The organism is Cellvibrio sp. ARAG 10.3, assembly GCF_051846955.1.
Lineage (GTDB): Bacteria > Pseudomonadota > Gammaproteobacteria > Pseudomonadales > Cellvibrionaceae > Cellvibrio.
This window is the reverse complement of the sequence record NZ_JBPYCU010000005.1, coordinates 1-11,993: the sequence shown is the minus strand read 5'-3', so window position 1 is coordinate 11,993 and position 11,993 is coordinate 1. Positions and strand designations below refer to the sequence as shown.

General features: G+C 53.4%; 11 protein-coding genes. 6 read left to right on the top strand and 5 right to left on the bottom strand.

The window, feature by feature from the left end; translation table 11 throughout:
• Positions 1-68: 68 nt before the first annotated feature.
• From ACSV5M_RS07890 to ACSV5M_RS07870, 5 genes are read right to left on the bottom strand one after another with little or no spacing between them, the layout of a single operon-like run.
• Positions 69-1,049 (bottom strand): AAA family ATPase, encoded by a 981-nt coding sequence (locus ACSV5M_RS07890; protein ID WP_439175277.1) that lies wholly within the window; start codon positions 1,047-1,049, stop codon positions 69-71.
• Positions 1,046-2,356, bottom strand: coding sequence for a DUF4350 domain-containing protein (locus ACSV5M_RS07885; protein WP_439175276.1), 1,311 nt, complete (start codon positions 2,354-2,356; stop codon positions 1,046-1,048). Before ACSV5M_RS07885 ends, ACSV5M_RS07890 begins: the two co-directional genes overlap by 4 nt.
• On the bottom strand, positions 2,349-3,917 hold the full coding sequence (locus ACSV5M_RS07880) for a DUF4129 domain-containing protein (protein WP_439175275.1): 1,569 nt from the start codon (positions 3,915-3,917) through the stop codon (positions 2,349-2,351). Before ACSV5M_RS07880 ends, ACSV5M_RS07885 begins: the two co-directional genes overlap by 8 nt.
• Entirely contained in the window at positions 3,914-4,897 is a 984-nt protein-coding gene (locus ACSV5M_RS07875; RefSeq protein WP_439175273.1) for a stage II sporulation protein M, read from the bottom strand. The genes ACSV5M_RS07880 and ACSV5M_RS07875 overlap by 4 nt, the downstream gene beginning before the upstream one ends.
• Positions 4,894-5,571, bottom strand: coding sequence for an RDD family protein (locus tag ACSV5M_RS07870; RefSeq protein ID WP_439175270.1), 678 nt, complete (start codon positions 5,569-5,571; stop codon positions 4,894-4,896). Before ACSV5M_RS07870 ends, ACSV5M_RS07875 begins: the two co-directional genes overlap by 4 nt.
• Positions 5,572-5,752: 181 nt before the next feature.
• On the opposite strand from ACSV5M_RS07870, the gene ACSV5M_RS07865 reads away from it, so the two are divergent.
• The 6 genes from ACSV5M_RS07865 to ACSV5M_RS07840 form a co-directional block, all read left to right on the top strand.
• The gene (locus tag ACSV5M_RS07865) at positions 5,753-6,025 is read left to right on the top strand and encodes a YbeD family protein (RefSeq protein WP_439175269.1); all 273 of its coding nucleotides are present in this window, start codon (positions 5,753-5,755) and stop codon (positions 6,023-6,025) included.
• Between the two features lie 73 nt (positions 6,026-6,098).
• Entirely contained in the window at positions 6,099-6,683 is a 585-nt protein-coding gene (lipB, locus tag ACSV5M_RS07860) for a lipoyl(octanoyl) transferase LipB (protein WP_439175747.1), read from the top strand.
• Between the two features lie 146 nt (positions 6,684-6,829).
• The gene (gene lipA / locus ACSV5M_RS07855) at positions 6,830-7,861 is read left to right on the top strand and encodes a lipoyl synthase (protein WP_439175267.1); all 1,032 of its coding nucleotides are present in this window, start codon (positions 6,830-6,832) and stop codon (positions 7,859-7,861) included.
• A 183-nt stretch (positions 7,862-8,044) separates the two neighbouring features.
• Positions 8,045-8,545 carry a GNAT family N-acetyltransferase gene (locus ACSV5M_RS07850; RefSeq protein WP_439175266.1) on the top strand — a complete coding sequence of 167 codons (501 nt, stop codon included), beginning with the start codon at positions 8,045-8,047 and terminating at the stop codon, positions 8,543-8,545.
• 201 nt (positions 8,546-8,746) lie between these two features.
• On the top strand, positions 8,747-10,189 hold the full coding sequence (locus ACSV5M_RS07845) for a chitobiase/beta-hexosaminidase C-terminal domain-containing protein (protein ID WP_439175265.1): 1,443 nt from the start codon (positions 8,747-8,749) through the stop codon (positions 10,187-10,189).
• Positions 10,190-10,455: 266 nt separating this feature from the next.
• Positions 10,456-11,993, top strand: a 1,538-nt coding sequence (locus tag ACSV5M_RS07840; protein WP_439175262.1) for a hypothetical protein, incomplete at its 3' end; no start/stop codon positions are given.

The following is an 11,993-nucleotide window of genomic DNA, read 5'->3' as shown; positions in this document are numbered from 1 at the left end:
GGTGCTATGCGGTGTTTGGTTTCCTTGGTACGGGTGTCGGATTACGCCTTTGGCTAATCCGACCTACGTTAGTGCCTGGGCGCTTCTACGTGTTGCATGACTGAGTGGAGTACGCGGTCGGCGTCCACGCCTTCGATGGCCAGCTCCGGCGACAACAGGATGCGGTGGCGCAGGGCGGGGAGGTACATGGTTTTGACATCGTCCGGCGTGACAAAGGTGTTGCCTTTGACCAAGGCATAGGCGCGGGCGGCGGCGAGCAGCGCAATGCAGGCGCGCGGACCGGCGCCACGGGCGATGCCATTCCATTCGCGGGTGGTGCGCACCAGTTTCACCACGTAATGCAGAATCTGGTCATCCACGGTGATCTGTTCCGCCACCTTTTGCAGGCTCAGGACATGGGATGTTTTGAGCAGAGTGCGGATATCCTCCAGGCCAAAGCCGCCCTGGGCCTGGCCACTGACGTGCCGGAGCATGACTTGCTCATCGCTTTCGCTGGGGTAGTCGATCATGACCTTCAACATAAACCGGTCCAGCTCTGCTTCCGGCAGCGGATAGGTGCCCTCTTGCTCCACCGGGTTCTGGGTGGCGAGAACCATAAACGGCTCGCCGGTTTTGAAGGATTCGCCCTCGATGGTGATCTGGCCTTCCTGCATGACTTCCAGCAGAGCAGCCTGGGTTTTTGCCGGGGCGCGGTTGATCTCATCCGCTAACAACAAGTTGGTAAACACTGGGCCGCGACGAATCTCGAATTCCTGTTTGGCCATGTTGAACATGGCATGACCAGTGACATCGCTGGGCATCAGGTCCGGGGTGAACTGCACACGGGAAAATTGGCCGCCGAAACACTTCGCCAGGCTGCGCACCAGCAGGGTTTTACCGAGGCCGGGTACGCCTTCAATCAACACATGGCCCCGTGCAATCAGGGCGACCAACACCTGCTCAATGATAAGGTCCTGGCCGATCAGGGCTTTCCTGATTTCCTGCAGCAGGTTATTGGCCAGGGCGCTGGCCTGCTCCAGGCGGGACTCGCGGGAAATATCATCACTCATATGTTGTTCCTTATGGTTTGCAGGCAGGCGACTGCCGAGGTGAAATCGTGGGGATGTTGCAAGTTGTCGCTGAACAGTGCCCGATGCAATTCACTTGCACTCAGAGCGGTAAGCTGTTGCAGGTGGCTGATCTGTTCCCGCTCGGAAAATTGACTGAATTGGGGGTAATGCTGGTGTAACTGCTGGCGGACCTCTTCACGCAGGCGATCCACCAGATACGGATGTTGCTGGCGGCGCCACAACAGCATGGCGCTGGCGTGGATATGTTCTGCCAGACTGCGGCGACCCTCGGCTTTGCGGGTCAGGATCGGCCCGAAGCGTACCGCCTTGGCCCACAGCCAAAAGCCCAGCGCGAGCAGCGCAGCCAGCATGCCATAAGGCACCGCTTGCCATAGCAGGCTCCACAGTGAAGGGGCTTCCTGATTGATCAAAAACCACACCTTGCCGTCGTGGTCGATCAGCTTCCACAGGGCGTAAGCATGGTCGTGGCAGTCGACGCGCTGGTTGGTCCAGATGTCATTGTCGCTGTTGACGATGACCAACCCCTGACCCCATTCGAACTGCGCCAGATGCAGCCCCCGATCATCCCCCGACCAGCCCTGGGGTTCTTCGTCGTAGTAGTCAAACGCCTCACCGTCGCTGTAGTCGATCAGCAGGGGCTCATCCTCACCGAAAAAGTCCACCGCCTGGGGTTCCAGGTAAAGCGCACAGCGGAAATGGTTATCGGGCAGTTTCTCCTCTTCCTCGGATTCCTCATCGTTTTCCTTGGGGGAGGCATCATCGCCGTCATCTTCCAAGGATTGGTCAGCAGATTCGGTTGAGGTTTCGTTTACCGAATCATCTATTACCGGGCCAGTATCCTCGGCAGCCTCATCATAGTCGCCCACCAGGATGCCGAAATGATCCAGCAGTGGATCGCTACCGTCAGCACCCACAAACGGGTTATGGGTGCTGGTAATCACGGTGCCGCCCTGTTCAACCCAGCCGAGCAGGTTGTCGAGCCGTTGGCCGCGCAGCATCTTGTGCGCATTGAGTAGCACCAGGGTATCGCGTGCTCCCAGCCGCTCACCTTGCCAGGCCAGGTTATCGAGCAAGCCAAAGCTGCGCAGGCTCTGGCTTTCAATACCCTGTTGCGCGAGGAATTGTTTGATGGCGAGAAAGTCGTCTTTCTGGGCTTCGCGTGAATAACCCAGGTCGATTTCTTCTTCCTTCCAGGTGATATAGCGGCTGGCCCAGAAGAGCAGGCCGATGGTCACCGCAATGATCGCCAGTATGAGTAGCTTGTTCGTGGAGATCCGGCTAGCCATTGGCCGCTTCTCCCGTCACATCGGCCGGGCGCCATAGCGGGTTCCACTGGCGACAGAGCTGCTCGGCGGTAGCATCGTCAACCGGTATATGGCCGTAGGCCAAGCGCTGCCAGATATGGGTTAGCTGGCCAAAGTAGACGATCGCGGCTTCGGCGGCTGGGGTATGTTGAGCATAGTCACGCGCCAGTTGCAGGCACTCGCGCTCGGTGTGACCATCCTCGATATCCAATCCGGCATCGAGCAGGCGAATCAGGCAGGCGCGGTAGAGCAGGGCCAGTGCCGCCCGTTGTTCACCCTGATTCCAGAGCTCCTGGGCTTTGGCACCGACATCGGCGGGTAAGGATTCACGGCTCAGGTCCAGTCCAAAGAGTGTGACCGGACGCGCCCGGCGGGCCGTTTCCGGAACCTGTTGCGGCAGGTAGGCGGCGAGCCAGTGGCGGTAGCGAAATACCACCCAGACAATCAGGCCGATTACCCCCGCCCACAACAGCAGCTCCAGCCAACTGGCCAGGCGCAGGGCCTCAACGAAACCGCTCAGGATATCCAGCAACCAGTCCCATTCGCCTTCCCGGTCTTTCTTCTCTTCGTCGTCCTGATTCAGAAAGCTGGGGTAGCGTAAGACTTCCTTTTGGTGAAAATCCTCGCCGGCCACGATGGCTTCAATCGCGGCTTTTGCCGATTGGCGATCCAACGAGGTGGGCGCAGTTTCCAGCACTGCCGGCATATCAGGCGTTGCCTCGTCCGCCTGGGGTTCAGCCCAGGGCATCAACCCGATCAAGACAGCAAGCATTAGGCCGACGACCGAGTGGCTGTGCGATTGCACGCGGCGTTTGTTGACGATGCGCTGGAAGGCAATATCAATATCCCAGGCTTCCAGTTTGATGCGGCGGTTGAGGTAAAGGGAAAAACCGCAGGCGACATAAAAAGGTGCCACCAAGGTAATCGCGAGATATCCACAGGCGTTGGTGAGGTAGACAAACCAGACGGCTTCTTCGCTGGTGAACAGGGCCAGCAGATCGATATCAACTTCGCTGGGTATAAATGCATAAAGCAGTATCAACATGCCCAGGCTCAGGAAACTCTCGACATGGACACCGATGATGGTCAACCAGGCGGCGGAGTTGGAGTCTTCGCGGTGGAGGATACCCAGGCGTTGCTTGCGCCGCTCCCCCTTCAGGCCCTCCAACTGGATGACGGGTAGATCCAGCGAGCGGGTAAAACTCAGACGTCGCCAGGTGAGGCTCAAAAAAGCTTGTCGGGCCGCTTGGGCAGGAAAGGCTATAAGGGTGCTGCGCGTATCGGGTAAGTCACCGAACACGGCCTGGCTGAGGATATGCAGTAAAGGCCGCTCGAACAGGGGTTTGAGCCACCAGATGATCACAGTGCTTAACCATAACCAATCCTGGGGCAACAGGTTCAGCAGCAAAAACAGCGGCAAGGTCAACACCAGCCAGACTTGGGTCATGGGCCACCACCAGCGGCGGGCCATCAGCAGACCCAGGTCCACCGCTTCCCAGGCGCGACGCGGGCGAATCTCGATAGTGACCTGGTCCAGATTCATGGCAAGTCCGCCTTACCCTGGCGACCGCTCAGGCATAAGTAAGCGATTACTACCACCCAAAGTGCTGCACCGACGAGGTATTTCTGCCAGGGCACCAGGATGTTATTCGATGACCAGAACGCCTCAATAAATGCCGCAATCACCAGCATGATGATCACCCCGTACACCAGGCGAATCGCAATCCGGCCCGCCTGTTTTAACGCTTCCAGACGGGTGCGGTTGCCGGGGTTGAGCAGGTGGTAACCCAGTTTTAACCCCGCCGCACCGGAGATCACGATGGCGGTGAGTTCGAAACTGCCGTGGCCTACCACAAAGGTAAAGAATGTCTCGGTGTATTCAGCGTTAGTCAGATGACCTGCCACCGCGCCAAACAACAGCCCGTTAAATACCAGAAAGAAGATGGAGCCTATGCCGTACAACAAGCCCGAGGCGAAGGTGCGGAAGGATACCCCGATGTTGTTACTGATATAAAAGCCAAACATCTGCCAGTTGGTGGCCGACTCACGGGCACTGCCGAGGGTGCGGTTGGCGGGGTTGTACATCTCTTCAAAATTGTCCACCTGCTCCGGCGCCATGATGGTGTAGACCAGGTCCGGCTGCCAGAGCACAGCCAGGAACAATAACAGGCCGGGCAGGTAGAGCAGCGCCGTGGCGGTCCAGAAATACCCCTGCTCCTGCCGCACCAGGCGGGGAAAATCGGTCACGATAAAACGTAGGAACTGCTGCGCCAAGGGTTGCTTCCGCCGATAAAGTTGCTGGTGCCCGCGCACCACCAGGTCACCCAGTTTATCCACCAGATAACTGCTGTAGCGACGCTCTTTGGCCAGCGCGTGGAAATGGCACACCTTGCGATACAGCGGCGCAAACTCAGTCAATTGCTGCGCCGTAAGCACTCCTTTGCGCGCTTCCAGTTGTTCAATCAAGGTTTCCAGCGCTTGCCAGACGGGTTGGTAGAGCGCTTCAAATTGCCCCTGCTTCATTGACGCCCCACCATGCTGTTGGCCATTTGTTTGATGGCGATGACCGGCTCGTCAGTCTTTAATACCGGCAACAGGATAGCCGCCAGCTCGCTTTGCCGCTCCGGGGATAAACGCTTGCTGCGCTCGGCAAACGCCAGCAGTGCCCGCTGTTCATCGGTCGTGAAATCAACCGGAACCGGCAGGTGGCCTTTGACATCGAAGTTGGGATCGGGGATGGGATCGGCGTCGTATACCACCAGGGTGCCGGCGACCAGATCGCCGAGGCGTTTGAACTGGGTATTGAACAGGCTGGTGATGATACCGGTGAGATACATCAAGGGTAGGAAATCCACCACCCGCAACAGGTTGCGCAGCAACGAAGGCCCGAAGGTTACGGGCGTACCATCGTCATTAACGACACGAATATTGAGATTCTTTTTCCCCGGGGTACGCCCCTGGTGCCAGACCTCAAAGTACACTGGATAAAACCATTCGAGTAAAAACGCCAGGATCAGCGCAATCCCCATACCCATGCCGCCCAGAAAGGCCAGCAGCGTAAACACCACCATGTTGGCCACCATCTTGATCAGCATGTCGATCATAAAGGCCATGATGCGCACGCCCATACCGGCGGGGGCGAGCGGGAGGGTTGCTCCTTCGGGGGTTTCAAGCGAAAGGCGGGTGTCGAGTATCAAACCTGGGCTTCCATTGTCTCGATAGTTTTACCTGAATGGCGGTGTATCGCTGTCGCGAAAACTGGCGCATGGGAGAATAACCCATTGGCCCAGGTCTGGGTAGCCAGTGCCTCACACTCCCGCAGCTACCGGGAGGCTCTGGTATAATCGCCGCACTTTTATGCTTTTCGGTTTGATTGCTATGACTGACCAACAACCCCCCAAGATTGAATTCCCTTGCCCGGACTATCCCATCAAAGTACTGGGCGATGCCGGCGATGAATTACACAGCCTGGTGATTGAAGTGATGGAGCGCCATGCGCCCGGTTTTGACCAAACGCGTATCACCATCAATGAGAGCAGCAAAGGTCGCTTTCAGTCGATTACGGTATGGATTACCGCCACCGGTGAAGCGCAACTGCATGCGATCCACACCGATCTGCGCACCAAGCCCATTACCAAGATGGTGATGTAAGTTGGTGCCAGCCTTCGATAATGTGATTGTCCGCCGATTGGGTCTGCAGGATTACCGCCAGGTATGGCAGTCGATGACCGACTTCACTAACCGGCGCACGCCGGACACACCTGACGAGTTGTGGCTGGTGGAACACCCGCCGGTATTTACCCAGGGGCAGGCGGGTAAACCGGAGCATCTGTTATTGCCGGGCGAGATTCCGGTGATCCAGACGGATCGTGGCGGGCAGGTGACCTACCACGGCCCGGGGCAGCTGGTGGCTTATCCCTTGCTGGACTTGCGCCGTATAAAGATGGGGGTGCGCGATCTGGTGACGGCCATCGAGCAAACGCTTGTGGCGACCCTGGCGGTGTATGGCATTGAAGCGTATCCCAAGCCGGATGCGCCGGGGGTTTACGTCGCCGGTAACAAGATTGCGTCGTTGGGATTGCGCGTGCGGCGTGGGTGTAGTTTTCATGGCCTGGCGTTGAATGTGGATATGGATCTGGCGCCGTTTCAACGGATTAATCCGTGTGGTTATGCGGGCCTGGCGATGACGCAAATGCGTGATTTATTACCCGAGCCCCCCGTGTTAGCTGAGGTTCAAGACCAATTGGTTATGCAATTTGCGCGGAAATTGGGTTATGAAAGTTGTACAATGGCCGCCGATTTAGGTTGACGGGGATCGGGTACAGGCTTGTGAGACACCCCGTGAATCCTTCCCTGGAGGCTTGGCGTCGGCGTCCTTGCCGACGACAGTCTCTCAAGCCTTTACCCGATCCCCTCTGAGGTATCGTGGAAACTTCATGAAACAAAGAGATTTTTATGTCTGATTTGCCTCCTGTATCTACCCTTGTTCCTGAGCTGCAACCTGTTAAGCGCACAGAGCGTTACAAGCAGGGTGAGAAGTTGCGTGATGCGGATAAGGTTGAGCGTATTCCGGTTAAGGTGATTGCCAGTGACCGGGAAGAGATGTTGCGCAAGCCGGATTGGATTCGCGTGCGTATCCCAGCGTCGCCGGAGGTGGATCGTATCAAGGCGATCCTGCGTAAGAATAAGTTGTCGTCAGTGTGTGAAGAAGCGAATTGCCCGAACCTGGGCGAGTGTTTCAGCGGCGGCACCGCGACCTTTATGATCATGGGTGATATCTGTACCCGCCGTTGTCCTTTTTGCGATGTCGGCCACGGTAAACCGAATCCTCTCGACGTCAACGAGCCGCGTCAGCTGGCTGAAGCGATTGCCGAGATGCGTTTGAAGTATGTGGTGATTACCTCGGTGGATCGCGATGATCTGCGCGATGGCGGTGCGCAACATTTTGCGGATTGTATTCGCGAGGCGCGCGCCTTGAGTCCGAATTTGCAAGTGGAAGTCCTGGTGCCGGACTTCCGGGGGCGCATGGAGATTGCGTTGGATATCCTTGAAAAAGAAGCGCCGGATGTTTTCAACCACAATATGGAAACGGTGCCGCGTCTGTATCGCCAGGCCCGCCCCGGTGCTAACTATGAGTGGTCATTGCAACTGCTGAAAGACTATAAAGCGCGTCGCCCGGATGTGTTGACCAAGTCCGGTTTGATGGTCGGCCTGGGTGAAACGAAAGAAGAAATTATCGAAGTCATGCAACACATGCGCGATCACGATATCGACATGCTCACCATCGGCCAATACTTGCAACCATCGCGCGACCATTTGCCGGTAGCGCGTTATGTTCACCCGGATGAATTTGAAGAATACACCCGGCTTGCCACTGAGATGGGTTTCAAACACGCCGCCTGTGGTCCGCTGGTGCGCTCCAGTTACCATGCTGACAAACAAGCCCACGGTGAAGACATCAAATGGTTTGAAGCCGCCAAAGCTTAATTTTCGAGAAGTAGGTCGGATTAGACGCACAGCGTCGTAATCCGACTTAAAAAATTCTGGCAACAAGGCAACGAATAATGAGCACTGCGAGCGGATAACGCTAGCACCACCAGCACCGCCCGCGAACCTCACCACCACTTTCCTGTCTGTACACCATTCCCTTCATTTTTTAAACCTGCACCTATGCCAATACCCTTAGCTGAAATTATTGTCCAGCCCCTCGCTCTTGCACCGCAGTTTTGTACCCAAGTAGCGGCATGGCACCACCAGGAATGCGAGCGACAAGGATTAAAAAGCACATTGGCATTGCGCCAGCAGCGGTTGCAACTGCACATTCAGGGAAAAGCCATTCCGCAAACATTAGTTGCTCTGTTAGATGAAAAAATTATCGGTTGCATTAGCCTCGTGAATTATCACAGCAGCACCCAACAAAAAAACAACGGGACGAATCTTTCACCAGTGTGGCTGAGTAATTTATTTGTACAGGAACAACAGCGCCAACAGGGCGTTGGTACTTTATTAATTGATAACGCCGTTAATTATGTGCGAGCCATGGCGATGCAGGAATTATGGTTATCGGCAGCCGAGTACACCGAGTTCTATCAAAAGCGCGGCTGGCAAATTTCCCGCCGGACCCGGTTGGGGGGAAGGGTGGTGAATATTATGCGGTTGGTACTTAGTTAAGACGTGCTAGAAATGTAATCTTTGTAATCAAAAAAATACTGGACAAAATTTTTTCAGCTGATATTTTACCTGACTATCTTAATCAGCGTAATTTCTATCCTCAATTCAGGATGTTCAAAAGCATTGCGAATAAGTAATAACGGGTAGGTAAAGTTATCCGTTTGGTAATAAAAAATAATCAACGTACTCAGGGACATCATCATGCCGGTAAAAGGAATGCCATTTTTTATGGCATGTTTGTTCGTTTTGAATCTCGCTTTTGTTTCCAGCGCACTATCTGCTCCTCACACAATTACCTACACCTACGATGAACTCGGTCGTCTGACGTTCGTCAACGATACGGTCAATCGCGACTACGATTATGATGCGGCGGGTAATCGTATTTCAGTGGAGGTCGGAACTTCAGTAGACCATTTACCTCCTCCTTCAATTTCCCCTAGTGGGGGCACATACGTCGGTTCCCGTACGGTTACGCTAGTACCACCGGCAAGCGGTGTAGGCATCCGGTATACAACAAATGGTACCGATGTCACTTCCAGCTCGCCTGTTTATAGCGCACCATTCACCTTAACAAGTTCTACAACGGTTAAAGCAAAGTCGTTCTTAACAGGGCAGCTCAGTTCGCAAGTCGCTGCTGCATTTACCATTACTCCGCCGCCTGTGGTTGCAACACCACTAGTTTCCATGTTGCCTGTGTATCCTGGCAATCCGGCCTCACCTTTAATCATCACCATATCGACAACTACTCCGGGCGCAACAGTTCGCTACACAGTGGATAACACGCCGGTAACGGAAACATCGCCAGTGGCTTATCAGTTCACAATAACAACCAGCACGACTATTCGAGCGCGGGCGTATAAGAGTAGATGGATTCCAAGCGATGAATATTCGGTGTATCGCTTAATTCAAGCACCGCCAGGACCGCCTAGCATCAGTCCGGCAACGTCTACTTATGTAGGTGGCGTCACGGTAAGTCTTAATACAGGGGTTGTGGGGGCAACCATAAGGTATACAACTAATAATACCGCAGTGACCGCAAGTTCGCCTGCGTACACAGGGCCTATTTCCCTAACCAGCAGCGCTGTAATCAGGGCCAAAACCTTTGACCGGGATGGCATTAGTAGCCCTGAAATTAATCGATCATATACTATCGCTCCCTTTCCATTGGTCGCTACGCCTACAAGCCTCCCGACTGGAAGCATCTTTTATTCTTCGGTTTCCGTGAGCCTGAGCGTTGCTACCAGCGGGGCCACCATACGATATACAACAGATAACTCCGATGTGACTGAAAACTCACCCGTGTATGGTGGGCCATTTACGCTGACGAGTCACAAGACAGTTAAAGCCCGTGCATTCAAACCTCAAATGTCGGGAAGCATCCAGATGGTGAAGGAGTTTATCGTTCATCCTCTCCCCGCTCCGTCCGCGCCATCACAAGCTAAAGGGTCGCCATACCACTACAATATTTCCTGGGGTGCTGTTGCTGGTGCTACTTCTTATGAAGTCAGACTGTCGAACCAGAGCACACTATACATTACAAACGCAGTGCCAAACGCAAGCGGCAGAATAACGATAACCAATGCGTTGGCTGCTACGTGGGTGAAAGCTTGCGCAAGTTCTTGCTCACCACATGCAAATTTTTAAAGTAGTAAGATGCATAGGTATTTCTCTTAAGAGCTGTGGACATTTTTTTGCCCGGAACGGCGAAGATGGACATATCTAATAATTTGTAATAACTAAATTCGCGTACGTGATGCGGCTTTGTGGAGCTCTAAAATAAAATCCACACTATCAACAAAGTTAAGTCGTACATGGAAATGAATGCACGATAGCGAGTCTACCGATTCGCTTGAAAATATTTAATAAGCCTGGCAGCGGTGCTGCACGTTAATTTTAATATCGGAGAAAACATGAAATTCTTTTCAGGGAGCGCCGTTTTTTTTATCTTTGTCATTGGCCTTGGACTCCAGGCAGTCGAAGCTTCTTTACCGGATCTGGCACCGCCTAAAGTCCAGCTGGTCGATGAGTACGGCGTAAATGTACATAATGGGCAAGTACAGAGTAGCCTTGAGACAGTTGCGATCGGTGGGGCTATGGGCTTGTCACACAGCATCTCCAACTACACCAATAATTTCTCTATAACTGGCTACCGAGGATATCAGGACAAGTTCTACGCAAAGGGACGCGTCACTGAAATTGATTCGCGTCCGAGTACTTACAAAAATGTCATGCGGGTACATGACATCTCTGGCAGCGCTGATTTCGAACTCATTGTTGGTGGTGTCCCTGTAAATATTGGTACAGGACAAGTTTCAAGTTATACCTATCGAGCCCTGGGTGATAGAAGACACACCTTGGAACGCCGCTCGGACGGCGTGTATTGGACCAAGCCTGATGGCACGGTCGTTAAGTTTGACGGGGGAGCTATTGGTTACCCTAATCAGGTAGGTTTGATGAAGCAAATTCAATATCCGAATGGATTCACGATTGATGTAGATTATCTAAATAAACGTGTTACCACCAATACCGGGTTCGCTCTCAAGTATATTCACGAATACGATCCTGCGGATGCAACCATGGCTCCCGAAAAATATGACATTCAGTATGATAGCGTGAACCCGAAGGTCGAGCCGCAAATCTGGGCAGCGCATAATCCCAAATATGTACAGGCTATTAATACCAGTGTAGAGAATTGTTTGACATCAAACTGTATAGGGGATTGGCCAAAAGCAGAATTCGACTGGCCTGCAGGTATGCCCAGGGCTATTTACCTTGGCGATAGTACCTTTAAAGTAACTGATGCCACGGGTGGGGTTACAGAATATTATTTTCGCAGCTTTGATTTGGCCTATAACGGCACAATACTTGCCGAGGGCTATTCTCCCTACCAAAGATACTCTCCACGGCTAATTGGTATTAAACCTGTGGGCAGTAGCGAAAAGGTTTTTCAATACACCTATAAAAATATTTTCGATATTTACCAATCTGAGTTTACAGCATTCTTCTTTTTATCGAGCGAGGCGGGGCAGATTGTTAAAGCTAAGCGATACGACCAAGGTTCGACCTATTTAATCGGTGAGGCTTACTATAGTGATATTCAAAATCAAGGTGGAGGGTTCATTCTGCAAGTCCTTCCCAAGCTTAGCCAGTACCCTGGCGCCATACAAAAAGTCGTGACTCGTGACGGGGATATACAATATGAGGTGAGTTACAGAAATTTCCCCACCCGCTACCTCAGGAACGGTGGAATCGTGGAGTCTTTTGGGTACGATACGCGCGGCAATATGAATTCGCATACGAAGGGGGCGGTAACCGTAACAGCTGAATATCCGACAAGTTGTAACGCAAATAACTTCAAATATTGCAACAGCCCTACCTGGACGCGCGATGGAAAAGGTAATCAAACCGACTACGCGTATCACGCCGAGTCAGGGCAAATAGCAAAGAT

Coding starts and splice junctions, on each gene's coding strand:
- ACSV5M_RS07890 (WP_439175277.1), bottom strand. CDS start 1,049: ATGAGTGATGATATTTCCCGCGAGTCCCGCCTGGAGCAGGCCAGCGCC.
- ACSV5M_RS07885 (WP_439175276.1), bottom strand. CDS start 2,356: ATGGCTAGCCGGATCTCCACGAACAAGCTACTCATACTGGCGATCATT.
- ACSV5M_RS07880 (WP_439175275.1), bottom strand. CDS start 3,917: ATGAATCTGGACCAGGTCACTATCGAGATTCGCCCGCGTCGCGCCTGG.
- ACSV5M_RS07875 (WP_439175273.1), bottom strand. CDS start 4,897: ATGAAGCAGGGGCAATTTGAAGCGCTCTACCAACCCGTCTGGCAAGCG.
- ACSV5M_RS07865 (WP_439175269.1), top strand. CDS start 5,753: ATGACTGACCAACAACCCCCCAAGATTGAATTCCCTTGCCCGGACTAT.
- lipB (WP_439175747.1), top strand. CDS start 6,099: ATGACCGACTTCACTAACCGGCGCACGCCGGACACACCTGACGAGTTG.
- lipA (WP_439175267.1), top strand. CDS start 6,830: ATGTCTGATTTGCCTCCTGTATCTACCCTTGTTCCTGAGCTGCAACCT.
- ACSV5M_RS07850 (WP_439175266.1), top strand. CDS start 8,045: ATGCCAATACCCTTAGCTGAAATTATTGTCCAGCCCCTCGCTCTTGCA.
- ACSV5M_RS07845 (WP_439175265.1), top strand. CDS start 8,747: ATGCCGGTAAAAGGAATGCCATTTTTTATGGCATGTTTGTTCGTTTTG.